This is a genomic window from Radiobacillus kanasensis (assembly GCF_021049245.1).
GTDB lineage: Bacteria > Bacillota > Bacilli > Bacillales > Amphibacillaceae > Radiobacillus > Radiobacillus kanasensis.
Genome location: NZ_CP088020.1, coordinates 2,479,448 through 2,505,226, shown reverse-complemented (window position 1 = coordinate 2,505,226; position 25,779 = coordinate 2,479,448). Strand labels below are relative to the sequence as shown.

40 protein-coding genes are annotated in these 25,779 nt (G+C 38.2%); 37 read left to right on the top strand and 3 right to left on the bottom strand.

All coding sequences use genetic code 11. The annotated features are described in order from the left end of the window. Positions 1-12: 12 nt before the first annotated feature. The 5 genes from KO561_RS13015 (at position 13) to KO561_RS12995 (ending at position 4,878) form a co-directional block, all read left to right on the top strand. On the top strand, positions 13-300 hold the full coding sequence (locus tag KO561_RS13015) for a hypothetical protein (RefSeq protein WP_231093711.1): 288 nt from the start codon (positions 13-15) through the stop codon (positions 298-300). After that, positions 287-1,591: an AAA family ATPase gene (locus tag KO561_RS13010; protein WP_231093710.1), complete on the top strand. Its 1,305-nt coding sequence runs from the start codon at positions 287-289 to the stop codon at positions 1,589-1,591. The genes KO561_RS13015 and KO561_RS13010 overlap by 14 nt, the downstream gene beginning before the upstream one ends. A 3-nt stretch (positions 1,592-1,594) precedes the next feature. Then, positions 1,595-2,695 carry an AAA family ATPase gene (locus KO561_RS13005; protein ID WP_231093709.1) on the top strand — a complete coding sequence of 367 codons (1,101 nt, stop codon included), beginning with the start codon at positions 1,595-1,597 and terminating at the stop codon, positions 2,693-2,695. Positions 2,696-2,774: 79 nt separating this feature from the next. Then, a complete protein-coding gene (locus KO561_RS13000; protein ID WP_231093708.1) occupies positions 2,775-3,293 on the top strand; it encodes a hypothetical protein in 519 nt (172 codons plus the stop codon). 10 nt (positions 3,294-3,303) lie between these two features. After that, on the top strand, positions 3,304-4,878 hold the full coding sequence (locus tag KO561_RS12995; protein WP_231093707.1) for a DEAD/DEAH box helicase: 1,575 nt from the start codon (positions 3,304-3,306) through the stop codon (positions 4,876-4,878). On the opposite strand, the gene KO561_RS12990 is transcribed toward KO561_RS12995, so the two are convergent. Then, positions 4,875-5,498 carry a hypothetical protein gene (locus KO561_RS12990; protein ID WP_231093706.1) on the bottom strand — a complete coding sequence of 208 codons (624 nt, stop codon included), beginning with the start codon at positions 5,496-5,498 and terminating at the stop codon, positions 4,875-4,877. The genes KO561_RS12995 and KO561_RS12990 overlap by 4 nt on opposite strands. 66 nt (positions 5,499-5,564) lie before the next feature. On the opposite strand from KO561_RS12990, the gene KO561_RS12985 reads away from it, so the two are divergent. The 4 genes from KO561_RS12985 (at position 5,565) to KO561_RS12970 (ending at position 9,087) form a co-directional block, all read left to right on the top strand. Continuing rightward, on the top strand, positions 5,565-7,790 hold the full coding sequence (locus tag KO561_RS12985; RefSeq protein ID WP_231093705.1) for an AAA family ATPase: 2,226 nt from the start codon (positions 5,565-5,567) through the stop codon (positions 7,788-7,790). A 375-nt stretch (positions 7,791-8,165) separates the two neighbouring features. Continuing rightward, positions 8,166-8,465, top strand: coding sequence for a MazG-like family protein (locus KO561_RS12980; RefSeq protein ID WP_231093704.1), 300 nt, complete (start codon positions 8,166-8,168; stop codon positions 8,463-8,465). Next, entirely contained in the window at positions 8,462-8,860 is a 399-nt protein-coding gene (locus KO561_RS12975; RefSeq protein ID WP_231093703.1) for a RusA family crossover junction endodeoxyribonuclease, read from the top strand. Before KO561_RS12980 ends, KO561_RS12975 begins: the two co-directional genes overlap by 4 nt. Continuing rightward, the gene (locus KO561_RS12970) at positions 8,860-9,087 is read left to right on the top strand and encodes a hypothetical protein (RefSeq protein WP_231093702.1); all 228 of its coding nucleotides are present in this window, start codon (positions 8,860-8,862) and stop codon (positions 9,085-9,087) included. The genes KO561_RS12975 and KO561_RS12970 overlap by 1 nt, the downstream gene beginning before the upstream one ends. On the opposite strand, the gene KO561_RS12965 is transcribed toward KO561_RS12970, so the two are convergent. Then, entirely contained in the window at positions 9,066-9,461 is a 396-nt protein-coding gene (locus tag KO561_RS12965; RefSeq protein WP_231093701.1) for a YhjD family protein, read from the bottom strand. The two genes, KO561_RS12970 and KO561_RS12965, sit on opposite strands and share 22 nt — an antisense overlap. A 341-nt stretch (positions 9,462-9,802) precedes the next feature. Between KO561_RS12965 and KO561_RS20445 the strand changes: the two genes are divergently transcribed. The 4 genes from KO561_RS20445 (at position 9,803) to KO561_RS12950 (ending at position 11,666) form a co-directional block, all read left to right on the top strand. After that, entirely contained in the window at positions 9,803-9,937 is a 135-nt protein-coding gene (locus KO561_RS20445; RefSeq protein WP_269140654.1) for a hypothetical protein, read from the top strand. Between the two features lie 172 nt (positions 9,938-10,109). Continuing rightward, on the top strand, positions 10,110-10,634 hold the full coding sequence (locus KO561_RS12960; protein ID WP_231093700.1) for a macro domain-containing protein: 525 nt from the start codon (positions 10,110-10,112) through the stop codon (positions 10,632-10,634). A gap of 261 nt (positions 10,635-10,895) precedes the next feature. After that, positions 10,896-11,429 carry a hypothetical protein gene (locus KO561_RS12955; RefSeq protein WP_231093699.1) on the top strand — a complete coding sequence of 178 codons (534 nt, stop codon included), beginning with the start codon at positions 10,896-10,898 and terminating at the stop codon, positions 11,427-11,429. 72 nt (positions 11,430-11,501) lie between these two features. Further along, entirely contained in the window at positions 11,502-11,666 is a 165-nt protein-coding gene (locus KO561_RS12950) for a hypothetical protein (protein ID WP_231093698.1), read from the top strand. A 35-nt stretch (positions 11,667-11,701) separates the two neighbouring features. On the opposite strand, the gene KO561_RS12945 is transcribed toward KO561_RS12950, so the two are convergent. Further along, complete coding sequence (locus KO561_RS12945) at positions 11,702-12,355, bottom strand: hypothetical protein (protein WP_231093697.1); 654 nt, start codon at positions 12,353-12,355, stop codon at positions 11,702-11,704. A gap of 151 nt (positions 12,356-12,506) precedes the next feature. Here KO561_RS12945 and KO561_RS12940 point away from each other — a divergent pair, with 151 nt between their 5' ends. The 24 genes from KO561_RS12940 to KO561_RS12825 all read left to right on the top strand — a co-directional run bounded on the left by KO561_RS12940 (position 12,507) and on the right by KO561_RS12825 (position 25,750). Continuing rightward, on the top strand, positions 12,507-13,415 hold the full coding sequence (locus tag KO561_RS12940; protein ID WP_231093696.1) for a DUF6731 family protein: 909 nt from the start codon (positions 12,507-12,509) through the stop codon (positions 13,413-13,415). A 12-nt stretch (positions 13,416-13,427) separates the two neighbouring features. Beyond that, positions 13,428-13,949, top strand: coding sequence for a hypothetical protein (locus KO561_RS12935; RefSeq protein WP_231093695.1), 522 nt, complete (start codon positions 13,428-13,430; stop codon positions 13,947-13,949). Positions 13,950-14,023: 74 nt separating this feature from the next. Continuing rightward, positions 14,024-14,374 (top strand): hypothetical protein, encoded by a 351-nt coding sequence (locus KO561_RS12930; RefSeq protein ID WP_231093694.1) that lies wholly within the window; start codon positions 14,024-14,026, stop codon positions 14,372-14,374. A 5-nt stretch (positions 14,375-14,379) separates the two neighbouring features. Next, positions 14,380-14,712, top strand: coding sequence for a hypothetical protein (locus tag KO561_RS12925; RefSeq protein WP_231093693.1), 333 nt, complete (start codon positions 14,380-14,382; stop codon positions 14,710-14,712). Beyond that, positions 14,709-14,975 carry a hypothetical protein gene (locus tag KO561_RS12920; protein WP_231093692.1) on the top strand — a complete coding sequence of 89 codons (267 nt, stop codon included), beginning with the start codon at positions 14,709-14,711 and terminating at the stop codon, positions 14,973-14,975. Before KO561_RS12925 ends, KO561_RS12920 begins: the two co-directional genes overlap by 4 nt. Continuing rightward, complete coding sequence (locus KO561_RS12915) at positions 14,953-15,303, top strand: HNH endonuclease signature motif containing protein (RefSeq protein ID WP_331000788.1); 351 nt, start codon at positions 14,953-14,955, stop codon at positions 15,301-15,303. The genes KO561_RS12920 and KO561_RS12915 overlap by 23 nt, the downstream gene beginning before the upstream one ends. A gap of 181 nt (positions 15,304-15,484) precedes the next feature. Continuing rightward, on the top strand, positions 15,485-15,985 hold the full coding sequence (locus KO561_RS12910; RefSeq protein WP_231093690.1) for a phage terminase small subunit P27 family: 501 nt from the start codon (positions 15,485-15,487) through the stop codon (positions 15,983-15,985). Continuing rightward, positions 15,985-17,703: a terminase large subunit gene (locus KO561_RS12905; protein ID WP_231093689.1), complete on the top strand. Its 1,719-nt coding sequence runs from the start codon at positions 15,985-15,987 to the stop codon at positions 17,701-17,703. The genes KO561_RS12910 and KO561_RS12905 overlap by 1 nt, the downstream gene beginning before the upstream one ends. Beyond that, positions 17,700-17,879 carry a hypothetical protein gene (locus tag KO561_RS12900; protein WP_231093688.1) on the top strand — a complete coding sequence of 60 codons (180 nt, stop codon included), beginning with the start codon at positions 17,700-17,702 and terminating at the stop codon, positions 17,877-17,879. The genes KO561_RS12905 and KO561_RS12900 overlap by 4 nt, the downstream gene beginning before the upstream one ends. Positions 17,880-17,884: 5 nt before the next feature. Further along, the gene (locus KO561_RS12895; RefSeq protein WP_231093687.1) at positions 17,885-19,102 is read left to right on the top strand and encodes a phage portal protein; all 1,218 of its coding nucleotides are present in this window, start codon (positions 17,885-17,887) and stop codon (positions 19,100-19,102) included. Further along, the gene (locus KO561_RS12890; protein WP_231093686.1) at positions 19,089-19,844 is read left to right on the top strand and encodes a head maturation protease, ClpP-related; all 756 of its coding nucleotides are present in this window, start codon (positions 19,089-19,091) and stop codon (positions 19,842-19,844) included. The genes KO561_RS12895 and KO561_RS12890 overlap by 14 nt, the downstream gene beginning before the upstream one ends. A gap of 17 nt (positions 19,845-19,861) precedes the next feature. Continuing rightward, on the top strand, positions 19,862-21,052 hold the full coding sequence (locus KO561_RS12885) for a phage major capsid protein (protein ID WP_408004870.1): 1,191 nt from the start codon (positions 19,862-19,864) through the stop codon (positions 21,050-21,052). A gap of 28 nt (positions 21,053-21,080) precedes the next feature. Further along, positions 21,081-21,416, top strand: coding sequence for a hypothetical protein (locus tag KO561_RS12880; protein ID WP_231093684.1), 336 nt, complete (start codon positions 21,081-21,083; stop codon positions 21,414-21,416). 33 nt (positions 21,417-21,449) lie between these two features. Then, positions 21,450-21,992, top strand: coding sequence for a head-tail connector protein (locus tag KO561_RS12875; RefSeq protein ID WP_231093683.1), 543 nt, complete (start codon positions 21,450-21,452; stop codon positions 21,990-21,992). Further along, positions 21,992-22,351 (top strand): phage head closure protein, encoded by a 360-nt coding sequence (locus tag KO561_RS12870; protein WP_231093682.1) that lies wholly within the window; start codon positions 21,992-21,994, stop codon positions 22,349-22,351. The genes KO561_RS12875 and KO561_RS12870 overlap by 1 nt, the downstream gene beginning before the upstream one ends. Continuing rightward, complete coding sequence (locus KO561_RS12865) at positions 22,341-22,727, top strand: HK97-gp10 family putative phage morphogenesis protein (protein ID WP_231093681.1); 387 nt, start codon at positions 22,341-22,343, stop codon at positions 22,725-22,727. Before KO561_RS12870 ends, KO561_RS12865 begins: the two co-directional genes overlap by 11 nt. Further along, entirely contained in the window at positions 22,724-23,101 is a 378-nt protein-coding gene (locus KO561_RS12860) for a hypothetical protein (protein WP_231093680.1), read from the top strand. The genes KO561_RS12865 and KO561_RS12860 overlap by 4 nt, the downstream gene beginning before the upstream one ends. A 14-nt stretch (positions 23,102-23,115) precedes the next feature. After that, positions 23,116-23,670 (top strand): major tail protein, encoded by a 555-nt coding sequence (locus KO561_RS12855; protein ID WP_231093679.1) that lies wholly within the window; start codon positions 23,116-23,118, stop codon positions 23,668-23,670. Continuing rightward, on the top strand, positions 23,648-23,920 hold the full coding sequence (locus tag KO561_RS12850) for a fibronectin type III domain-containing protein (RefSeq protein ID WP_269140719.1): 273 nt from the start codon (positions 23,648-23,650) through the stop codon (positions 23,918-23,920). The genes KO561_RS12855 and KO561_RS12850 overlap by 23 nt, the downstream gene beginning before the upstream one ends. Before the next feature lie 74 nt (positions 23,921-23,994). Continuing rightward, complete coding sequence (locus KO561_RS12845) at positions 23,995-24,321, top strand: hypothetical protein (protein ID WP_231093678.1); 327 nt, start codon at positions 23,995-23,997, stop codon at positions 24,319-24,321. A 69-nt stretch (positions 24,322-24,390) separates the two neighbouring features. Beyond that, positions 24,391-24,594 carry an Acb2/Tad1 domain-containing protein gene (locus KO561_RS12840; RefSeq protein WP_231093677.1) on the top strand — a complete coding sequence of 68 codons (204 nt, stop codon included), beginning with the start codon at positions 24,391-24,393 and terminating at the stop codon, positions 24,592-24,594. A gap of 16 nt (positions 24,595-24,610) precedes the next feature. Then, complete coding sequence (locus KO561_RS12835) at positions 24,611-24,973, top strand: hypothetical protein (protein ID WP_231093676.1); 363 nt, start codon at positions 24,611-24,613, stop codon at positions 24,971-24,973. 211 nt (positions 24,974-25,184) lie between these two features. Further along, entirely contained in the window at positions 25,185-25,508 is a 324-nt protein-coding gene (locus KO561_RS12830) for a ubiquitination-like system serine protease family protein (RefSeq protein ID WP_231093675.1), read from the top strand. Between the two features lie 68 nt (positions 25,509-25,576). Next, positions 25,577-25,750: a hypothetical protein gene (locus tag KO561_RS12825; RefSeq protein WP_231093674.1), complete on the top strand. Its 174-nt coding sequence runs from the start codon at positions 25,577-25,579 to the stop codon at positions 25,748-25,750. Positions 25,751-25,779 lie beyond the last annotated feature (29 nt).

The following is a 25,779-nucleotide window of genomic DNA, read 5'->3' as shown; positions in this document are numbered from 1 at the left end:
GACCTGGTTTAAATGAAGCATGATTTTTATACTTCAAAGGACATTAGTCCTCATGATGAATGGGCGCAACGAAACATTGTGGAAGGCGGCTTATCTATTTGTAAAGTTTGCAAAGGGGCAGAAGGTAGTCTTACTACTGATTGCCCTGGAGAATTGATTCCTTATGACCTTGATCAAAAAGTGTACAAGGGAGAAATGGACTTTATTAAAGATAAAGGTTGGGTTAATAACGTTAGCCAACATAGTCCTGAATATTGGAGAAATTTGAGAAGTGAGGGGAATGGTAATGATCAAAATTAACAAATTAGAAATCGAAAACGTAAAACGTGTCAAAGCAGTTAAAGTGGAGCCTACTTCGAATGGGATTACGATTGTGGGCGGTAAGAATAATCAAGGCAAAACAAGTGTATTAGATGCTATTGCTTGGGGGCTGGGCGGAAATAAATATCGCCCTAGCCAGGCAAATAGAGAAGGATCTGTTATACCTCCTCGCCTTCACATCGTCCTATCTAATGGTCTTGTGGTTGAACGTAAAGGAAAAAACAGCGACCTAAAAGTAATTGACCCTAATGGAGAGAAAGCGGGACAGCAATTACTGGATAGCTTCGTAGAAGAATTGGCTATTAATCTACCAAAGTTTATGAATTCAACAAGTAAAGAAAAAGCCAACATTCTTCTTCAAATCATCGGAGTAGGAGATAAACTCCATGAGTTGGAACAACAGGAACAAGAAGTCTATAACCACCGTCGTTCTATTGGCCAAATTGCGGATCAAAAGAAAAAGTATGCTGAGGAACAAACCTACTATCCTGATGCACCTAAAGAACCTGTATCAGCATCCGATTTGATTAGTCAGCAACAAGAAATTTTAGCCCGTAACGGTGAGAATCAGAGGAAGCGTCAGCAACTAGCTGGTATCCAATCTCAGTATGCTGCAAAAGGGCAAGAAATTGAACGGTTAAAAGAACAGTTGAGGCTTGCAGAAGAAGAGTATGGTCAACTTGGAAGTGACTTGGAGATCGCACAAAAAGATGCCTTAGATTTGAAGGATGAATCAACCGAGGAGTTACAGGCTAACATCCAACAAATTGATGAGATCAATCGTAAAGTCCGGGCAAATCTAGACAAGGATAAGGCTGAATCGGACGCAAACGATTATCGCACTCAGTACGACAAATTATCTAATCAGATTGAAAGTATTCGCAAGGAGAAAACAGACTTACTCACAAATGCTAATTTGCCACTTGAAGGCTTATCTGTAGAAGATGGTGACCTTGTCTACAATGGTCAAAAATGGGATAACATGAGCGGCTCTGATCAATTGAAAGTATCTACCGCCATTGTTCGTAAGTTGAAGCCAGATTGTGGATTCATCCTTTTGGATAAGTTAGAGCAAATGGACCTCGAATCATTAGAGGAATTTGGCAAATGGCTAGTTCAAGAAGATCTACAAGCAATTGCAACACGAGTTTCAAGTGGAGAAGAATGCTCAATCATCATCGAGGACGGTTATGTTGTTGGCCAAGATAAGATCCAGGAGCAAGTGCAAAAAGCACCTGAAACAAAGACTTGGAAAGCGGGGGAGTTTTAATCAATGAATATTACGACAGGAAAAGTAGCGAAGGCACAAAAAGTAGTTTTATATGGGCCTGAAGGTATTGGTAAATCATCCTTTGCCGCACAGTTTCCGGATCCAATTTTTATTGATACAGAAGGTAGTACCGGCAATATGGATGTGGCAAGAATGGACAAGCCTTCAAGTTGGACTATGCTTTATCAACAAATTGATTTCTTTAAAAACAATCGACCAGGTAAAACGCTCATTATCGATACGATAGATTGGGCGGAGCGGTTAGCTATCGATTTTGTCACTAGCCGAGCAAGCAAAGAAAGTATTACAAGCTTTGGTTATGGAGAGGGATTCATCCAACTGGAAGAAAAGTTTGGGAAATTCCTGAATAGATTATCTGATTTAGTTGAAATGGGTATCAATGTTGTCTTAACTGCTCACGCAAAAATTACAAAATTTGAACAACCGGACGAAATGGGAGCTTACGACCGTTGGGAATTAAAACTAGGAAATAAAACAACCGCTAAGACGGCTGCCTTAACAAAAGAATGGGCTGATATGGTCCTGTTCATGAATTATAAAACGTTTAGCGTGGCGACGGACGACAAAGGAAAGAAACATAAAGGACAAGGCGGTGTACGTACCATTTACGCCAACCATCATCCTGCTTGGGATGCCAAAAACCGCCACGAACTACCAGATGAGTTTCCGATGGAGTATTCTCGCATTGCTCATATTTTCGTTAGCAATACAAGTACTCCAACACCATCTGCACAACCGAAGGTGGAGCAACCGGCAACACCGCCTCCTGTAGATCAGCAACCTGCAGCAGCGAATGTTAGTCCAGAAACAACTGGTTCTGTACCGGAACCACAAAAGGTAAACCAAACACAAGAACCTAAAGCTACATTAGATACTGCTATCCCACAATCTTTACGTGATCTAATGACTCAACATGATGTGTCGGAAGAAGAAATACAGATTGTCGTTAGTCAAAAGGGATACTACCCACAAGATACTCCAATTGTGAACTATGACAATAGCTTCATAGAAGGTGTGCTTGTAGGGGCGTGGCAACAAGTATTTGGAATGGTGGAAGAGGTAAGAAAGAATACGCCTTTCTAATGTTCCTGTTATCACTATATGCAGCAAGTAGACAAGCTAGAACTAAAGTTTACAAGAAAAACAATTAGGAGGAATCGGAATGAGTCAAGAAGTAGAACGCGAATTAGGCTGGGATGATGAGATAGAAAAGGATGGTGGCGATTTTATACTCCTGCCAGAGGGTGATTATAATTTTACGGTCGCCAAATTTGAGCGGGCTCGTTTTGCAGGAAGTAAAAAAATGCCTGCTTGTAATCAAGCGAAATTAGAGTTAACCGTTCATTCTCCTGAACATGGGGACGTTACTGTATTTCATAACTTATTTCTCCATACAAAAACGGAAGGTTTACTTTCTAACTTTTTTTCTGGTATTGGCCAAAAGAAAAAAGGTGAAAAATTACGTATGAATTGGAATACAGTTATTGGTTCTAAAGGAAAATTGAAATTAGAAATCAATAAATTCATGGGAAATGACGGAAATGAACGTACGAATAACCAAGTGAAGAAATTCTATTCATATGAAGAAGCATTTCCGCAAGGACAACAAACACAGCAAAACCAAGCCCCTTTTCCAACAGGAGGACAACAACAAGGCGGATTTACACCAGGGCAATTTTAGGAGGTAGCGAATGGAACTCAGAGAATATCAACAAGATGCCAGAGAATCCATTCAAAGTGAATGGGAAAAAGGAAATAAAAAAACGTTACTTGTACTTCCGACAGGATGTGGAAAGACAATTGTTTTTTCAAAGGTCATCGAGGACCGAGTTAAGAAGGGCGAACGTGTTCTCGTCCTTGCCCACAGGGGCGAGTTATTAGATCAAGCTGCAGATAAATTGGAAAAGTCAACAGGCTTAAAATGTGCTACTGAAAAGGCTGAGCAAACATCTATCGGTAGTTGGTTCCGTGTAGTAGTAGGTAGTGTGCAAACATTGATGCGAGATAAACGTTTACGGAAGTTTAGTAAAGACTTTTTTGACACCATTATTATCGATGAAGCGCATCATTGTATATCAGACAGCTATCAACGCGTATTAAGTTATTTTGATGCGAATGTCTTAGGGGTTACAGCTACACCAGATCGAGGGGATATGAAGAATTTAGGATCCTATTTTGAATCACTAGCTTTCGAATATACCTTGCCAAAAGCAATCAAAGAAGGCTACTTAAGTCCGATTAAAGCGTTAACGATTCCATTGAAACTAGATTTATCAGCAGTTGGCCAACAAGCAGGCGACTTTAAGACAAGTGAATTAGGAAGTGCTTTGGATCCATATTTAGAATCGATTGCGGATGAAATGATCAGAGTGGCCAGTGACCGAAAAATAGTAGTATTTCTTCCACTTGTTAAAACAAGCCAAAAGTTTACGGAAATACTGAATAAAAAAGGCTTTAAGGCTGCGGAGGTAAATGGAGAATCACAAGACCGCGCTGAAGTATTAGAAGATTTTGATAAAGGTAAATACAACGTACTTTGTAACTCTATGCTTCTAACAGAAGGATGGGATTGTCCATCGGTTGATTGTGTGGTCGTGCTAAGACCTACAAAAGTAAGAAGTTTATACAGCCAAATGGTTGGGCGTGGTACCCGACTTCATCCTGGTAAAACTGAATTATTGTTACTAGACTTCTTGTGGCATACAGACCGTCACGAACTATGTCATCCAGCTCACTTAATTGCTGAAAATGAAGAAGTGGCCAAAGCCATGACCAAGCAAATTGAAGAAGCTGGAATTGCACTCGATTTAGAACAAGTGGAGAAAACGGCTGAGGAAGATGTAATCGCTCAACGAGAAGAAGCTTTGGCCAAGCAATTACAAGAAATGAAACGTCGTAAGCGAAAATTAGTAGATCCGTTGCAATTTGAAATGAGTATTCAAGCAGAGGATTTAGCGAGTTATGTTCCTTCTTTCGGTTGGGAAATGGGTCCTCCTAGTGAGCAACAAGTGAAAACATTAGAAAAGTTAGGGATCCTTCCTGATCAGGTAGATAATGCCGGAAAGGCTACAAAACTACTAGAACGATTAGATAAAAGACGTGAAGAAGGATTGACAACTCCTAAACAAATTAGATTCTTAGAACAAAGAGGATTCGAACACGTTGGTAAATGGTCCTTCGATAATGCGAAGAAACTAATTGATCGCATTGCAGCTAATGGTTGGAAGATACCACAAGGTATTGATATCAAAAACTACAATGGTTAACAGCTGTATGTTTTAATAACTCCGCCGATTTCATCTTGACTGTAATGAACGTGTTTCTTTATTGATTCTAATGAACTTGAAAATTTAATTATCTTATTTATTTGTCCTCTTGAAGTAAGAATTTTTAGAGGAATATCTTCTTCGATAGGCATGTTATCTGTTTCTAAACCTGACCAAAACATGATATATCCTCTTCTACTTGTATAGGGATCAAGTGTAAATTCAGGTTTTAGATATTCTAAAGGAGAATAATCATCACCAACTACAGTTCTTGAATTCTCTTCAGTGGTGATAGTAAAAGAGTCCTTGGTAGGTGAATATGAAGAAAATGCAGGATAATCCGGAATTGAAAACTCTAATATCGAGATTGGTAGTGAGCTCTTATTAGTTACTACAATTTCAGCTAAACCAGCGGAAATAATTTTAGGAGAGTTATCAGGTTTAACTTGATAACTATGGGAAACCATGCATCCATCATAAGACTTGATAAATAAGCTTCTAATCGCGTTATCAGTTTGAGTTACATCGATGTTTTTGCGTGAAATCCAAACATTTCTGAATGCAACAAATAAAGAAACAAATAGTGAAAATAAACTTATAATTATTGCTGCCATTTTCATTAGGCGATTCCTCCAATACTTTTTATTTAATTTTAGCATAAATCAGAAAGAAGGTGATATCACCTTATGGAACACCACAAATTGAATCTACTTGAATTATTAAATTACATTGATCCGTCGTTCTTAGACTACCAGGAGTGGCTAAACGTTGGGATGGCTTTACGACAGGAAGGTTATACAGCAAGCGACTGGGAGGATTGGAGTAGACGGGATAGTGCTCGTTATCATCCAGGTGAATGTTTTAAAAAGTGGACGACTTTTGAAGGTAACGGAATTACAGGAGCAACCATTACCCAAATGGCTAAAGAGAATGGTTGGGAGCCAAAACGAAAAATTGAAGATAGGGAACTGGACTGGAACGATGAGATTGCCGGCAATGAAGATTACGTCGTCGTAGATAGCAACTGGATTGAGGGAATGGAAATCAGCGAACCAGCAAAATGGAATCCCGTACAAGAGATTACTAGATACCTAGAAACATTATTTGAAGCATCTGAAAACGTCGGTTACGTCACAAGCGTCTGGGAAACAGAAGAAGGCGAGTACAAACCTACAAAAGGCAACTGGGATAGAACAGCTGGTGAGCTTATTCAAGCCTTGAACGAATCTAACGGAGATATTGGAGCGGTGTTTGGTGATTACAAACCAGAAGCCGGCGCATGGATACGTTTTAATCCGTTGGATGGCCATGGTGTTAAAAATGACAACGTCACGGAATTTAGATATGCACTCGTTGAATCAGACGATATGGATTTAGAAAAGCAAAATGCCATTGTACGTGAATTGGAATTACCGATCGCTACGTTGGTTTACAGTGGCAAGAAGAGCATACACGCCATTGTTAAAGTAGATGCTGCCAACTATGACGAGTACCGTAAACGCGTTGATTATTTGTACGATGTCTGTAAGAAGAACGGGTTGAAAATCGATAAGCAAAATAGAAACCCTTCTCGGTTATCACGTCTCCCAGGTGTTGAACGGAATGGTAAAAAGCAATTCATTATCGATACCAACATCGGAAAACCGAATTGGGAAGAATGGCACGAATGGATTGAGAGTATTAATGACGACCTTCCGGATCCCGAGAGTTTAACCGATTACTGGGACAACATGCCAGAACTTGCTCCACCTTTAATCGAAGGAGTACTAAGGCAAGGGCACAAAATGTTAATGGCAGGTCCATCTAAAGCTGGTAAATCATTTGCGTTAATTGAATTGTCCATAGGGATTGCAGAAGGCGCGAAATGGCTTGGTTGGAAATGCACAAAAGGAAAAGTCCTTTATGTAAACCTTGAATTAGACAGGGCAAGCGCCTTACATCGTTTCAAAGATGTATATAGTTCATTAGGGTTAGCGCCCAACAACATCGATAATATTGACATTTGGAATCTTCGTGGAAAGTCAGTACCAATGGACAAGCTAGCTCCTAAATTAATCAGAAGAGCTCAAAAGAATAATTACATCGCCGTTATCATTGACCCCATTTATAAGGTGTTAACAGGGGATGAAAACAGCGCGGATCAAATGGCTCACTTTACTAACCAGTTTGACAAGATAGCCACAGAGTTAGGCTCTAGCGTAATCTACTGTCACCATCATTCAAAAGGTACGCAGGGTGGTAAGAAGTCCATGGATAGAGCGAGTGGATCTGGAGTGTTTGCTCGGGATCCTGATGCATTAATCGACTTAGTAGAGTTAGAGCTTACGGATGATCTGATGAAACAACAGGAAGGCGCTGCAGCTAATGCCATTTATGTAAAAGCTATTCAAGAGGCTAATTACGATTACTTTGACGAACATGTAGGAATAGATGATCAACAAAGCGTGTCTCAAATGAATAATCATGCGAAGCGCGTACTGTCTCCGGATATATTAGAAAAGGTAGAAGCTGAGATCAATCAGGCAGTTGATAAAGTCCGTATCCGTTCTGCATGGCGTGTGGAAGGTACATTACGCGAATACCCGAAGTTTAGTCCAGTCAATATGTGGTTCCAGTACCCTGTTCATAAAGTGGACGATACTGGCATGTTGAAGGATATTCAGCCAGAGGATGAAAAGCCTACCTGGAAGAAGAACTTTGATAAAAAGAAAAAGAGTCCTAGTGAGCGTAAAAAAGAACAAAATGAAGCGTTAGAGTTAGCTTATGAATCTTGCACGATTGAGGGCACCGTAACACTAGATTCTTTATCAGAGTTCATGGGTGTTACTCCAAAAACTGTAAGAAACAGAATAAAAGGTCACGGTGGTTTTTGGATAACAAACGGTGAGGTTGGTAGAAAGCCAGATAAATAAGGAAGGGAAAAGGTCGATAAATTTCTTTCCTTTCCCTCTAATCAAAATAGGGAAATTCTCGATAATTTTCACTTTCCCTAATAAGGAAAAACTCGAATATTTTCCTTTCCTTCATCAGGGAAAAAGTCGAGGATTTCACGATTTCACTATTGAGGGAAAAACTCGATAATTTTCGAGAATTTCCGAGGGAAGGGAAAAAGTATATATATATATATATATAAATTTCCGTTTCCCTCCCATTCGGTCGTAGAGAAAAAAGTGGTGGGCTTAAGCTACGCCCGCCACACACATTTTCTCTTCCTACGACAATGCAAATTTTCAAAATCATAAAGAATAATCATTACGATTTATAAAATGAGGAATGAGGTATATACGATGGATGATATAACTGGAAAAATAAAACAATGGGCGATTGATAGAAAACTAGATGAAGCTCAACCAGAAAAGCAAATGTTGAAATTGATGGAAGAAGTCGGAGAGTTAGCTCAAGGATTCGTGAAAGGGAATACTGAACAAGTAATGGATTCTATAGGTGACACTTATGTGGTGTTGACGATTCTGTCGATGCAATTGAATTTAGATATAGGGCTTTGCATTCAACTAGCATATAGCGAAATAAAAGATCGTAAGGGTGAAATGAGGAACGGCGTGTTTGTGAAGGAATCGGATCTATGATTACGGAGTTCTTCATGCCATTAAAAAAAGTACCTACCGTGACGCATCAACAGAAAAAGGTAACGGTCGTAAATGGGAAACCGGTCTTTTATGAACCGGAGGAACTAAAAGCAGCACGATCTAAATTAATGGCTCATCTTGGCCAACATGTACCTGAAAACCAGTATAAGCATTCCGTCCGTTTAATGGTCAAGTGGTGCTTTCCTGTCACAGGTAATCATAAACACGGCGAATACAAGTACACCAAACCAGATACGGATAATCTTCAAAAATTATTAAAGGACTGTATGACGGATTGTGGGTATTGGAAAGATGATGCATTAGTAGTTTCAGAGATTGTTGAAAAGTTTTGGGCGGAAACACCGGGTATCTATATAAAAATCGAGGCGATCTGATGGACTATAAAGTTTTTTATTCGGAAGTAGCTGATTGGATTAACCAAAGTAATCAAAAGGCGATTAAACATGGCCTTACAAGCAATGATTTTTGGGAATGGGTGATGACTTCAGCTGGGGAGCTATGTGATAGGTACGGGAATAACGAGCTAGTAAAAAAACAAATGGTTATGCTTATCGAATGGTTAGAGGACGTTTATAAAAGTCAATCTAGCTCCCACAAATAATTATCTTTAGGTTCAAAGTCTATGGACAGGTGACCAAAGAAGTATTCGGACATCATGTCTCTGGTTAACTCCTTTAGTTGTTCAGGAGTGAAGTATAAGTCTCCAGAATCATTGGGAGTTTGCCAGTCATATCTAATCTTACCGTTTGATTGGCCGAGTTCCCTAACTTTCATGTGGTGCTTGGAATAGATCTCACGCTTAACAGCATTTAGATTAGTTTGAACAGCTTCCGTGACCTGTTCAACGAAGTCGCTTAGAACGTACTTGGTACCGAATTGTTTTTCTCTTATGTTTTTGTAGTCGAGCTTCAACACTTTAAGAACGTAAGGAAGCACGATATAGGCATATAAAGTTTGTTCTTGGTCTTTGTTCATAAAGCATCACCTACTTTTTTATTTTGATTATATTACGAACAAGTGTTCTTGTAAAATTACAAAATTTATTGAAAGGTTGGTAAGAATGAAAAACACTCTTGGTGATTCAAAATGAATTTCGACCAAGCTAAGGATGAATTAAACAATGTCCTTAATCATCAAAAGACGGTTCGCGTTACCAAGCTTCGTAAAATCTTAATGTCTATGAATATATCGACTAAAGATGATGCGAAGGATAGAGAGATTAAGTATTTGAAAGGTGAAATCAAGAATCTCCACAAGTACATTAAGAAATTAAGGAACAGAAACCCCAAGTGAATTGTTCGAGGAGGTAATAATCTATGACGGATAGAGAAAGAGAGTCTATTATAGCGCATTTGGCATTAGCACAAGGTGTTAATGTATCCGTGTTTGAAAAATATACAGATGAGCAATTAATGCAGGAAATGCGTTCCTTGTATGGTGACGAAGAATGAATGTCATCATAGCTGATGATCGAAAGGATTGGATGATCAAAGAGGACAAGCGCTATATCTGCTCAACGTTCTGCAGTAAATCAGAAAAATGCTCAACAAAGGCTGGGATAGATTGCAAGAAGTTTGGGGGAAGTGTTATACCGAAGATTAGAGGTTGAGAGGAGGTCATATCATGCAATTATCAGAGAAACAATTAAAGTTGATCACAGAAACGGCATCCAGAGAGGCAATTAGAGCTTATAAGGCAGATGAAAGTAAACGGCTTCAGGAAAAGCATGACAGACGATTAAGAAACATCAAATTGTTGTTAAAACACTATCGAGCTCTTGTGCTTCATTGTCAAAAGTTAGAAGATGACATGATGAAATTTGATGAAACATCCATCCAGGACTTAGACATCGATGACATAAACCTAGAAACGATTGAATCCATAAAGCAAAGTAAAAAGAAATCCATCACTATGGTTTACTTCATCAAAGGAAAAATAGAAGCTTATCGTCGTAATTGCAGCGAAGATGAATTGAAGTATTTTCGAGTTCTGGAAATGAAGTACATTACACCTAAGAAATACACAACAAGAGAGATTGCAGAAATGGAACATATCGAAGAAAGGACAGTACGGCGATATTTGGAAAGAGCCATTTCTGATTTACCGGTTATATTTTTCGGAGTGGATGCTATTAAATTTCTGAAATAAGCCTGTCCGAAATCTGTCCACAAAGTGTCCGTATTTATGTGTTAATATGATAGTGTGAAAGAATTATATCGATTGTCCAGATCGAATCAAATTGAATTGCTTTTGTTTAAAAGGGCGTCCAATAGGGTGCCCTTTTTTGCACCCTATTCTTGGTAAAATAAGGTATAATGTTCATACAACCTAAACGAGAGAGGGTAATAATTTATGAAGAGGTTATTTACAATTTGTTTGCTGGTTATCTTTGCAGTTGGTTGTAGTAACATGTCAACAAGCAGTAGTCCAGCTGATGAAGCGAATAAAGAAGATAGATCGGATGAAAAGACAACCGACAATAGCAGTGCTGATGATCAAAGTGAAGAACCTGAAAAAGAAAACGATATCTACAATCATTTCAATGATGCTACTTGGGAAGATGATTTCCACGGATTTAAAAGCAGGGTATTAAAAGTCGTAACTACAAACAACTTGGAGTTAGATGATGGAAAACATTCCATGGTCGGAATTAAACTTGAGGTGGAAAATACGACTAAAAAAGCATTTGATACCTTTCCTGCTAACGGAACACTAGTACTTAGTACAGGTGAACAGGTCGTTGGTGCTACCTCATACAGTCCAGATGAAATTAACGGAACTATCTATGAAGGTGTGTCTGTCACATCGAATATAAATTTTTTAGTACAGAGTAACGTTGATGAAATAAAGTGGATTAAATTCATATGGTTTGTAGGACAACGGGGAAATGATAATACTTACAACGTAGATGAAGAATACCAAGTCAAACTAACTTTAGAATGAAAAATCATAAGACATCTCTCACGAGGTGTCTTTTCTATATACAAAAATATTTTAAGGATAGGTGAAGGTTAAATGTACGGAGTCATATTAACAAGTAATTATAAACCAATTGAAATGAAGCGATATGATACAGAACGGGAGGCTGAATATTATTATCAAAAGTATAAAGAAGAAGGGTGTAATGTTATAAAAGTTAAGATATTCAAATCAAACGAACTGGGAATAATCAAAGTATAGCCCCATATGAGGGGAGAGGAAGGTCTTTATCATGACTAATACTTGTATTTCACAGTAAATTTTGGATCGTTTTGATAAAAGAAACTTACAACTTCACGTCCGTTCGCAACATTTGCAGGCGTTGGCTCCTCTAAAATCTGTGTAGTACCTGGTACTTCACCTTTGGTTGCGGCACGGTCGCATTTTGCGCCTGCTGGTAATACAACGACAAACCTTACCTGTCCACCAGTAGGCATATTAAAGCCTTTGTGTGGCAAAGTAGTTTGAATTACAAAAGAACCATCAGTCTCAGGAATTAAAGCATAATCATAACTTAGATGATAGAAGTTAGTGCCTTCTCCTATAGACTTTAACTTTACTGCATTTAAATATTTACTACCAAGACCAATCATTGCATCAGCTAGAGCTTCTTCTTTGGTGCCCTTTGCAATAACATCTGCAAAATTTGATACCTGACTTGTAACTTCTGATGCAACAATAGGTTCAAATGTGAATCCACCAAGTTCCAATATTTCTAAAATATGAGATGGAACTTCTTCTTTGCCTGGCACATAGAAGACCTCATCCTCAGCGATAGATGCAGTAGTTCTGAAAAAAGTTTCTACATGGACTAAATCATGGTGTTTGTTATGCGCATAAGTTGGTGTGACAGTCATTATTGTTTCGTGAGTTTGGACATTTATAGGCATTTAAAGACTGCTCCCTTGCAAATATATTAATAAAAACCTTCCTCTCTTTAATTACATTCGACATCAATTATGTAATTTCCTGTTAATTTGCAGGAAAATATATCCTTTGTGTCGAAGTTGTTTAGCAACAAACATAAGGGGTGGATGAGAAATGGCAAAAGCAATCGGATTCGATTATTTTAAAGTGTATGCACGTCAGTTTAACGAAGAGAGAAACGTGATGGAAGAGAGGATTTGTGACTTGAGTAATGCGCTAACTCAAGTGCAAGAAATACCTACTAGAAATAGAGTATATAGATTAGGTAATGATCAAGCTAGGTTACAGTCAGTAGGAATGAATAATAATAAGTGGGAACTACATTTTATTAGAATCAGGAAAGATGGTTTTCCTGTTAAAACTAACGATGACGGTACTTATGGATATTTTGACGATCTAGATGAAGCTGAAGGTTTTGGTGAGGAAGTGTCTGTTTTGTATGACCCGGAGAATTGTGTAATAATGATAAGAAGAAACATGCATAGCCTTTCTCCTTCTGCAATTTCAAACTATTTCACTGATGTTGTTAATCAACCTGGGTTTACAATTTTTTTTAAACCGTTAGTTCATCCTCAAGCCATTCAACTTCTAACAAGAGATCATTTAATTCGAAGTGCAGATGTTTCTGTTGCAGATATTAAGAATTCAAATGAGACAACAAGAAGAGCTTTAGGAAGAATTGTGAATAGGACTGATGATATTAATGAAAGTGTCAGCATAAGCTATAAAATCAGTATTCAACAAAAAGGATCTAAAAAGAATAGTAGGCTTCCTGTTTATGAGGAACTTGAACAGTTAGCCGCTGATCCCAACGTTACAAAAGTAGAAGTAAGACAGAAAGCGGATGAAGATGCAAGAACTGAAACAGTAGATTTGATAAGACATAGATTAAAGGATTACTCAAATTTTTCTGAAACTGACATAAGTCCGGAATCTAGAAACATTCTGCATAGTACAGTTATATCAAGAATGCACCAGTTATATAGAAGTAGAATTGAAGAAATTAATAATTTATATGAGTGAGGAGTCTGCTAAATGAATAGTAGAACTTGGGAAGTATGGTATCCAATTATTTTTTCTTTACTGTGTTCTATAGTTGTTTATTACTACAAGTTAGGTTTAAACAACATTAATAATTTAGAAGCTATACTTAATTCTACTATAACTGTTAGTTCTATTGTTATTGCCTTTCTTGGTACAATGATGTCTATATTAATTTCCTTAACTAGCGCGAAAGTCATGAAAAGGATAAAGGATAATAATGCCCAAAGTGATCTGACAATGTATGTAAAACAATCTGTTATTTGTGGGTTATTATTGGCAATGTATTCTATGATTCTTTACATGTTCCAAGATGAAAGTGGTCAAATATCAAGATATTTACTTGTTTCTTTAGTATTTTTACTTGTATTCTTTGTGCTTTCATCTTATAGAATATTTAGTGTTATATTTAAAATACTATCTTCGGTTTTGGAAGAGGAAGTTCAAACGGAAAGCGAAACAAACACTAAATCCGAACGATTTGTTCCTGATATTAAACGAGAACATGATAATTAATACTAATGGAAAGAAGACATCTCAAACGAGGTGTCTTTTTTATATACAAAAAATATTTAAGGAGAGTGTTGATCATGGCTGACCAAAAATCGAGCGAAGGTATGGTTACATACAAATGTATGAAGTGTTTTGCTGAAATGTCTGTATGCAAACGTAGAGAATCAAGAATGGATGGTAGAAGTTGTTTTTTATGTAGAGGACCAATTCAAAATGTGGAGAACAAAGAGAGCATTGGTTCTTTAACAGTAGACGTTGATTGTTCCGATGCACTGAAAGGTCTAAAAGCAATTCAACGTGAAGCAAAGAAAGCGACAGCTGCATTGAAAGAGTTGGAAGGTCAACAAGAGAAGATAGGTAGTAAGGATCTTGCTAAAAGTATTTATAAAGATATCGAAAGAATGATTGAACAAGATAGGCGGTGGTGAACAGAATGATTGATGCTAAGTTCCTAACCATAAAGTTAGATGAAATCAATAGTGTTCCGAAAGTATTTTATAAGGGAGAAGAGATTACCAACCTAGTGCATGTGGGTATTGATTGGGCAACTGGTACAGATGAAACTGTATATGGAAAACCATTAATAGACATAGAATACTTGGAAAAAGATAGTTTCGGAGTTCCACACACTGTATCCATTAAACATAATAGAACCATAGTATGTAAGGAATGTGAAGGAATCAATGTAGATATAAATAGATTATATGCTGGAGCTAATATATATAGAGAAATCAAAGAGTGCAAAGACTGTGGGTGTAAGTCATGACTAACTATCCAGAACAAATCAGAGAACTAATCCAAAAGCAACAAGAATTGTGGAACGAATACAACAGGACCAAGCCTACTGCCGATATGTTGCCTGGAGAGAAAAAGAAAAGATTAGCAAAATGTCATGATATATATCAGGAAATAGTAAGTGCTCGTTATGAGGTCCACAAACTTGATCGGGAGTGGAAAGAAAATAGAGCCCGGTCTGTTTATAACGTATCCCCCGGTGTAAAAGGTGATGACCATGGTGTACAAGCCTAAGCGCCCATGTGGAGAGCCTGGTTGTCATACACTGACCCAATCAACCTACTGTGAAGAACATCTAAAGAAATATTATCGCGAGTCCGATAAGGGTCGGGAGTCATCTAATAAACGAGGGTACAATTACTCGTGGCAAAAATATAGGGTGATGTTTCTAAGAAGGAATCCCCTATGCAAATCCTGTAGTGCCCGTGGTCATACTGTACCCGCTACCGAGGTGGACCATATAGAGCCACATCGAGGAGATAAAGAATTGTTTTGGGATCCTAATAACCATCAAGGATTGTGTAATACTTGTCACTCAAGGAAGACAGGAAAAGGTTTATAAGATCAAACATTGCGAAAAACAATCAAAAACATGTTGAAAGTGCTTAAAATTGTGTCAAAATCAGACACAATTTAGGGGGAGGGGGGTCAGATTCCTCCCATTCTGGTCATTCTAGACCGAGGGGGCCCTCTTCTGTACAAAAAAATCCGTTTTTACACATTTTTTGAAGGGAGGTGTAATGGTGGCTGGACGAAATAAACAACCATTATCAGTTATTCAAGGAAAAGGTCGTTCTAATCACATCACGAAGAAAGAAGCGAAGAAACGAGAAGAACAAGAAGAAGCTGTTCGAGGATATACGGATAAAATCAAAGCTCCTAGTTACTTAACCAAAAAGCAAAAGGAAGAATTCAATCAAATCTCTGAAGAACTAGTTAGGTTAAACATCTTCAGCAACTTAGATGTGGATGGTCTTGCTAGATATATTGATTCACGTGATCAATACATTAAGCTCACAAAGGATATTAGAACGATGAAGGCAACAAGAAAAGTGGAAGGGCACAAGCTCGCTAGTGATGACTATGCAAAATTGACTAGGGTCCGAAACTTGCTCTTCAACGAATGTAAAGCGGCCGCCAGTGAACTAGGGTTGTCCATTACATCTCGCCTGAAGTTGGTTATCCCTAAGAAAGAAGACGATGCTCCAAAGTCGGAGTTTGATAAAAAGTTTGGTGATGTCTAATGTACAATGTGGTTGCCGAACTAGGATTAAGAGAAGAATTAATAAAATATAGCAACCAAGTTATAAACGGTGACATTTTAGCCTGTGAGAAACACATTTGGGCGTGTCAGCGTTTTTTATATGACATGGAAAGAGAAGGAACTGAAGAATTTCCTTACACCTTTGATCAAGAATTAGGCCAAAGATTTATCGATTGGTTTTGTCTGTTCAAACACCGTAAAGGAGTCTTAGCGGGTCAATACATCGAACCAGATATTATTCAAAAGTTCATTTTCGGAAATATCTACGGTTGGGTCACTCAAGATACTGGACTTAGAAGGTTTAATAAGGGTTACTGGCAAGTTGGAAGAAAAAACGCTAAGTCTCAATCATTAGGAGCAGTTGGAAGTTATGAAGGTTCTGCATTTGGAGAACCTTCAGCAGAAGTCTATTGTGCTGCTACTAAAAAAGACCAAGCTAAAATCGTTTGGGAAGAAACAGAAGCAATGATCATGGGCAACGGGGATCTAAAAGATAGATTCAAGGTTGCTTATGGTACGATCACACACATCAAGAGTGACTCTGTAATCAAGCCACTTAGTAAAGAGGATGGTAAAAAAGGGGATGGTTATTCTCCTCAATGTGGAATTATCGATGAGTACCATGCTCATGAGACTTCTGAAATGTACGATATTATCGATTCTGGTATGGGGGCAAGACCTCAGCCTTTGCTAATGATTATTACTACTGCAGGATTCAATCTTAATAACCCTTGTTACCGAGTTGAATATAAATATGTTTCCAGAATATTAGATCCTAATGACCCTACAACCAATGAAAACTATTTTGTAATGATCAACGAGCTGGATAAAGATGATGACATTAAAGACGAGAAGAATTGGCCAAAAGCCAATCCGATTCTTTGTTCTTACGAAAATGGTATCGAGTACCTTAGGAAGCAGTTAAAAGTAGCCCTAGATGTACCTGAAAAAATGCGTAACTTCCTAACAAAGAATATGAACATTTGGGTGGATGCGAAGGATGATGGGTACATGAACATGAGTAAATGGGCTGAATGCAAGTCGAATGTGAAAGAAGAAAACATGGATTTGAAGCGGTATCCAGTTTGGATAGGGGTAGACTTATCCACCACCACGGACTTAACAAGTCTTGGGTTCGTATTTAGGCTTCCTGAAGGAAAATATGCGGTTAAACAGCATTCATTTATGCCAGAGGATAAACTGTACGAACGAATGAGTAAAGATAGAGTAGAATTCGACTTGTGGGAAGAAAAAGGGTACTTAACAACTACTCCTGGAAGTGTAGTGGATTACAGTTTTGTTGAACAACATATTTTGAACATGCGTGATGAAGGATATGACATTCAAGAAATTAACTACGATAAATGGAATGCAACACACTTTGCTCAAATTATGGAGGACCACGGCTTTGAAATGGTTGAAGTACCTCAAACGATTAAGCATTTGAGTTTACCTACTAAAGATTTTAGGAAGTTTGTGTTTAATAAACAGATCATTCATTTTGATGATCCGTTATTAGCATGGGCAGTTGGTAATGCCATTCAAAGAGTAGATGCTCAAGAGAATATCATGCTAGATAAATCAAAATCAACAGAACGTATCGACCCTATAGCGTCTGTCATTAACGGATTCGCTAGAGCGATGACTGGTGAGGATAATAGGAGTGTTTACGAATCGAGAGGGGTGAGGACATTGTGAAACCTGATTTATCGGACATCTTAATAATACTTGGATTACTTCTAGCAGCTGCCGGGCTCTTTTTAATATCACCAGCCATTATGTTTATCGTAATTGGAACGGTGATTTTTTTATTGGGTTTTGTTGGTGCGAGAAGAACGCCAATTGATGAAGGGGAAAAGAAAGGTGGTGATTAACATCAATGGGAATCTTCAATAACTTAATTGGTCCAACATCTGATTTAAAAAATCCACAAACTTGGTTTCGGCGAATGTTCCAAGGAACACAAACTTCATCTGGAGTTTCAGTTACGGAAGATAATGCGATGAATATCACAGCTGTATATGCAGCACAAAAAATCATATTCGAAACGATTGCTTCTTTGCCTTTACCTCTATACAAAAGGTTAGATGGTGGAGGAAAAGAAAGAGCACCTAATCATTACTTATATTCTGTGCTCCACGATCAAGCGAATGAAGAAATGACTGCCTTCACCTTTGTGGAGTTAATGCAGCACCATCTTTTAACTTGGGGTAATGCTTATGCCGAGAAAGAGATTAATGGAGCTGGTCAAGTTGTTGGGCTATGGCCATTAAATCCTGCTCGTACAACAGTGGAGCGAAACAAGGAAACTGGACGCTTAGAGTATTTTACGGCAACTCCTGACGGAATTATCCACAAACTACCCAGATGGAAGGTATTTCATATTTCCACTTTAGGCGATGGGATTCTTGGTAAATCTCCTATACGGCTCCATCGTGAAGCTATTGGTCTTGCAAAGGCAACAGAAGAATTTGGAGCAAGGTTCTTTAGTAATGGAGCAACTCCAAGCGGTATTGTTGAGTATCCAGGAAGATTAAGTGATGAAGCATTTAAAAGATTTAGAGATGACATGAGAGAACAACATAATGGTCTTTCAAAAAGTCATAAACTTATGATTCTGGAAGAAGGACTTAAGTATCATCAAGTGGGGATTCCTCAAAAGGATGCCCAATTCTTAGAAACTCGTAAATTCCAATTAAATGAGATTGCTAGAATCTATCGTGTTCCACCTCATAAAATCGGAGACTTGGAACGTAGCACAAACAATAATATCGAGCATCAAAGTATTGAATTTGTAGTCGATACAATCAGACCTTGGTTGGTCCGTTGGGAACAGGCCATTAAAATGCAGCTTCTTACTAAAAGTGCTAGGAAGACATACTTTGCTGAGTTTTTAATCGATGGACTATTACGTGGAGATATAAAAACGCGTTATGAAGCGTATCGAGTAGGTAGGAACGATGGTTGGTTAAGCGCTGACGACATCAGAGAAAAGGAAAACATGAATCCTTTACCAGATGGACTAGGAAAAACGTATTTGATTAACGGTAATATGATCCCGATTGATAAAGCTGCTAAAGGAGGTGAGGACAATTAAAAGGTTTTGGAGCTGGATTAAAAATGAGGAAACAGAGGAAGCGGAACTACGTATCGATGGAGATATTGGGGAAAGCTTTTGGGGTTGGTTATTTGATCTTGATGAGGCTTCGCCTAAAAAAATTCGAGAGGAGCTGAAGCAACATGGCGGAAAGGATCTCACCGTATGGATTAACTCTAATGGGGGAGATGTTTACGCTGCTTCACAAATCTTTACCTCCTTGAAAGAATACAAAGGCAAAGTCACAGTAAAAATCGACGGTATTGCAGCGAGTGCAGCATCCGTTATTGCCATGGCCGGTGACGAAATTATTATGTCACCAACATCCGTCATGATGATTCATAATCCATGGACTGGACTTAGTGGTGAAGCAAAAGATTTTCGTCATATTGCGGATGTCTTGGATGAAGTGAAAGAAACCATAATGAGTGCTTATCGGATGAAAACGGGGTTAACTGATGATGAAATTAGCGACCTCATGGACGATGAAACTTGGATGGGAGCAAGGAAAGCAATCGACAAAGGTTTTGCTGACAGCATGCTTTACGAAGATTCCAATAGTGACGAGAGCATTAGCGGAATGGTAAATGGAGCAAAGATGGTGTTTAACAGCATCATGAAAAACAAACCAGATTTAACACAACTGAATAAACCGAAAGACCCGAAATCCTCTGACACTGATCATGAGGATTTTTTAAATGTGTACAACGAAAATGAAATCAAAATAATGGAGGTATCATAATGGACGAAATCTTAGAAATGCGCCAAAAACGCGCGGAACTGGTAAACAAGGCGAAGGATTTGAACACAAAAGCTAAGAAAGAAAAACGCAACATGACAGAAGAAGAGCAAAAGCAATTTGATGATTATTTGAAAGAAGCAGCCGATCTAAAAAATAAGATTGAGCGTGAGGAAACACTTCTAGGTTTAGATGGAGAACTATCTGCTCCACTAAACACTGTACAAAAGCCACAACCTCAGAACCAAGGTCAAACGGACGAACAAACTCAATACAAAAATGCATTCTTCAAAGCGATACGTGGACAGGTTCTTAATCAGGATGAATCTTCGATTATGCAGAAATTTAATGCGAAACTTTCTGAAGGTGCTGGAGAAGATGGTGGTTTTGTTGTTCCAGAAGACATCACTACTACTATCAACGAATTAAAGAATACCCAAGATAACTTAGAGCAGTATGTAACGGTTGAACCGGTTAAAACAAACAAAGGCGCTCGTACCCTTGAACGTCGTGCTGACTCCACACCGTTCGCACCGTTATCTGAATATGGTAACCCGAATGCGATGGCTGAAATTGCTTCACCTAAGTTTGACCGTTTAAGTTATGCGATTGAAGATTACGCTGGTTTCTTGCCTGCCCCAAATGATCTATTAGATGATTCCGATCAAGCTCTTGAAGAATATCTAAAAAAATGGATTGCGAAGAAGTCAAAAGCAACTCGTAACAGCTTGATTCTTGCTGTTCTTAACAGTTTGGCAAAAGTTACTTGGACCGATTACAAGGGAATTAAAACAGCTATCAATGTTGATTTAGATCCTGCTCACGCGGAAGTTGCGTTGATTTTTACGAACCAAGATGGATTCAACTATCTTGATCAGTTGGAAGATAACAATGGAAAACCATTGCTACAAGAAGATCCCCAAGACCCAACTCGTAAGCTATTAGCTGGTCGCCGTATTGTTGTTCTTTCTAACAAAACAATCCCTACTGTAGTGGATGGAACAGCTGGTACGTCTATGGCTCCATTTATTGTGGGCGACTTGAAAGAAGCAGTTGTACTTTGGGATCGTAAACAAATGTCTCTTGATATGACTAAAGAGGGCGGAAACTCTTGGAGAACAAATACAACTGAATTCCGTGCAATCGAGCGTGAAGACGTTACTTCATGGGATGAAGAAGCGGTTGTATATGGTCAAATTAATATTGCTTAATAATCAAATAAAGGAGGTTTAATCAGATATGAAAGTTAAAGTTTTACGTTTGTTCGAGGATAAGAAAACGGAAAAAGTTTATCACAAAAAAGATTTTTATGAAGGCGATGAAGAGTACATCAAAGGCCTTCATCGTTTAGGTTTTGTTGAAGCGGATTTTGAAGAAGAAGAGGGACAAGGCCATCAAGACGAGAATCCTTCCGTTCTAAATGGATCTGTTGATGAAGTTAAAGAAGCTGTTAAGGATTTGGAACCAAATGAGCTTAAAAAAGTTCTTGCTGAAGAAACAGCTGGTAAGAACCGTAAAGGTGTCGTTGAGTACATCAAAGCGATTCTTGATTCTATTCAAGGAGAGGGAGCATAATTACTCCCTCTCTTTTTTGAGGAGGGGTGAGTGATGCACCTGAAAGTAATAACGGAACCAATGGAAGAGCCATTGGGTGTTGAAGTTGTTAAATCTTACTTGAGACTAGATCATAGTGAGGAAGACACTTTATTGAAATCTATGATTACGGTAGCTAGAGAACAAGCGGAGAATTTTACACGTAGGTCCATTGCATCAAAAACATACGAGCTAACATTAGAAGAGTTTCAAAACAAAATAAAGATTCCTAATCCACCTCTTCAAACTATGGAGAGCATTACGGTAAAGGATAAATCCGGAACAGTTACTAATGTTACTAACTATATGTTTAGTGAGTCGGAGCCTGCTATTCTTCATGTGGAGTGGCCAGAGGTTGAATTATATCCAGTTGATGCCATTAAGATTCGATACACGTCTGGTTATGATACAGTACCTAAATCTTTAGAACAAGCAATGCTATTACATGTTTCACATTTATATGAAAACAGAGAGATTGTTATCGTTGGAACTTCAGCTGTGAAAATGCCTTTTTCCGTTGAATCCTTACTACTTCCCTATAAAGTAGGGTGGTTCTAATGAGGTCTATTAGACCAGGTAAGTATCGACATGTTGTTTTTGTGCAGAAAAATGAATCGGTTAGGAATAACGAAGGGGTTTTTGTTGAGAAATGGGTGGACCACAAAAAGAAGTTCGCAGACAAAAATCCTTTAAAATCTGCTGATTACTTTGAAGCAAAAGCTTCGAATGCCGTCCTTACAGTAGTTTGGAAAATGAGGTTTGACGATTCTATTGATGGTTCTATGAGATTGGTAGAAAAGAAGAGTGATGGTTCCATTAAACAAGTTTATGAGATTCAGGGTGAACCTTTAGACATGGAAGGTTTGCATCGTGAACTAGAAATCATCACAGAGGCGGTGGTAACTAGTGGGAGCTGATATGAAAATATCCGTTCGAAATAAGGTTGATCAGTTAGGGTTACGTGGTCGTAGAATGGAAGGTCAAATATTGAAGTCAGCTGGTAGCGTGGTAGCGGCTAAGGTCGCTGGTAATATTAATCGTTCGAAAACAAAAAGCCCAACTTATGTACACTTACAGGATGCTATTAAAGTAAGTGCTACGAGAACGAATGAATATGGAGAACGTGCTGTGCAGGTTGGAGCAACTAAAGATAAGAGCTATATCCTTAAATTTTTGGAGTTAGGGACTTCTAAAATGAGTCCTCAATTACCTTTAACACAGGGAATAGAAGAATCAAAGGATGAAGTTGCTGCTGTCATCAAAGAAGGCGTGAAAAGGATATTTAGCCAATGATCAATTTAAAAGATGATATCGATCGAGCCTTAATCAATAATACGAACCTAACTGCTGCTCTTGATTTTTATAAAGGCTATCCAGCTATCTTCAACCTTAAATCAGATCCAAATCAAGATTTTAATACCTATATTGTCTTTCAACTTATTAATAATACGGACATTGATTATGCAGATAACAAGCCTTTAAGAGAGTATATTCATTATCAGGTATCTGCATTTACAAAAGGTGACCGAGCTACCTTGTTGGGAGAAGAAATCAAGAACTCCATGGAAAACTTAGGGTTTTATCGCACCTATATCGGTGAGGTTTACGAAAACGACACGGGTTATACCCACATTTCCACACGGTGGAAAATTAAAGTTAGAAAATAGAGGAGGAATACGAAATGCCATATGCAGTTGGTTTAAAGAACTTTCATTATGCAATTTTGACAGATGATGCATCTACCGGAGCAACTTATGAAGCACCAGCAAAACTGGCAGAAGCGGTTAACGTTGCTGTAGAACCAAACATAGCTACTGGTCGTTTATTTGGCGACAATAGCGTAGTTTCTACATCTAGTAAGTTTAATTATGCAGGGGTGACAATCGGAACAACAAAGCTCCCTGCGAAAGACGAAGCTGCCTTACTAGGTAAGACATTAGGAAGCGACGGAGTACTTCGTTCTAAAGGAGTTGCTCCTTATGTAGCTTTTGGTTATGAAGTAGAAATGGATGACGGATCTAGTGAGTTCTGGTGGTTGTTAAAGGGTAAGTTCCAGGAACCTTCACGCACTCAAAACACAGGAACAGATTCTATTGAATACGGTCAACCAACAATCGTTGGTGAGTTTATTCGCCGTGACTTCGATAAGGAATGGAAGTTCGTAGGTAACGAAGAAAACATAGGATTCACAGCAGGGGCTACATGGTTCGGTTCTGTTTACCAACCTACTCCCTAATGCGCCCGCTAACCTTGCCACATCCAACATCACAGCAACTACAGTTGACTTAGATTGGGATGCGATCGAGGATGCTAGCGGGTATGACGTGTTTGTTGATGGAGTATTAGAGGATAGTGTAACCACGAACAGTTACACAGTCTCTGGATTAACGACTGCGACGGATTATGATATTTATGTCGTAGCAACAAATTCTAAGTACGGTACAGAGTCAGCGCCAAGTAACACGGTGACGGTGACCACAGCATAAGAGAGGGCTTCGGCCTTCTCTTTATTTTATTGCAGGAACAGGAATTGTAATGTATTGAAATGGAGTGTATTGAATTGAGTAAATTTGTTAATTTATCAAGTTATGCAAAGGTGAAGTACAGCGAGATTCCTTTTGGAGAATATGAGAGTAAGGCAGCCCATTTTGCATTAATGTTTCTTTTGAAGAATGGCTATGTTGAAATGAATGCCTATTACAAAAAAGAGATTGATAAGGTAATAGAATGCTTACAGACTCTTGGAATAAGAGCCAAGATCATATTGAACAACTATGACCCTAAACATGTACAAGCTTGGAATGAAGTTGGTAAATACGAGTTTAAGCTTGATTTTTTCGAAGATGACAGAGGAGAAAAGGACAAGTTCTATAACGAGTGTAAGTAAATAAAATAACCACTTACATTCCTTTCCTGCAATAAGGTATTAAATCTAGACACAAGGGGGTGAACGAATTTGAATCAACAAATAGAAAATAATTTTAAGTACCACGCACCAAAAGAGGGACAGATAGTTCTCTATAACGAAATAAGAGAGCAATCTAAAGAATTAGCAACCTATATTGATATTCATTGTCCTGATTCAAGAGAAAAGTCACTTGCCATTACTAAACTTGAGGAAGCAGTTATGTGGGCTAACGCATCTATCGCAAGAAATTAGGAAGGAGGAATAAACGATGGACCAAGGGTTAAAAAGAGACATACAACACAAACCGAAGCCAATACCAATCAAATTGGACAAGGAACGCACATTCATTCTTGATCTTAATGCTTATTCAGAATTGGATATGCTTTATGACGATAAAAGCTTTAACGAGATACTAGCAGACTTCTTTCAGCAAAGGCCATATGCTATCCGATCATTATTATGGGCTTGTTTAGTTCACGAGGATGAGAACCTAACACTTAAGCAAGTTGGAAAAATGTTAAACGGACCAGGTTTCAATGAAGCGGCTGCCACTATCGCAGATGCACTACGCGATGATACTCCAAAACATGAACCAGAAGTAGAAGGAAATGATGGCGTTAAAAAAAAGTAGGTAACTCAAAACATGACTGGGTTTCCTACTATTTTTTTATTACTGAAAGAGTCAATAAGTCAGAAGAAGAATTTTGGAAAATGAGTCTAAGACAATTGTTTGCTTATTTCCATTTACACAATTTGCGAAATGAAAAAATCGAGAAACAAAAACAAATGGATAAACAAAATGAAGCCCTTGAAAAAATGAGGGGTGTATAGGTGGTGTTGAAATGAAAGTGGTTAAAACTTCTGATAAAAGACTCATTTTTTATTGTGAAGGCTGTGAAAACACTCATGGTGTAAATAATGCTTGGAATTTTAACGGTAATTTTGAAAATCCTACATTTTCACCATCGATATTAGTTAAGGGAACACGACCAATTACTGATGATGAGCACGAAGGGATAATGAGTGGTGAAAAAATTGAGCCGGAAAAATTTGTTTGCCACTCATTTGTCCGAGACGGTAATGTCCAATATTTGAATGACTGTACTCATGAACTAGCTGGTCAAACAGTTGAATTAAGAGATGAAGCTGAATGGTCTAAAGAATAAATGGAGGTGTTCCGTTATCTCCCAGTCACAGGGATACGTGACGATACGTGAAAGGTAGGTGAGTATAGATGAATACATTTGTTGTTGCTTTAAAAGATGGTCCGACTCTCGAAGTCGAGAATGTTGATGACATTGTTTACGATGACGATAAGATTATGCTTATTGCCTCTAACGGGCCCACTAAACTTATGGTAAACCCAACCGAATACATCTACATTGGGTTGAAAAAAGAAAGTGAATAATTCATTTTCTATGTAATTTTACAAGTTCT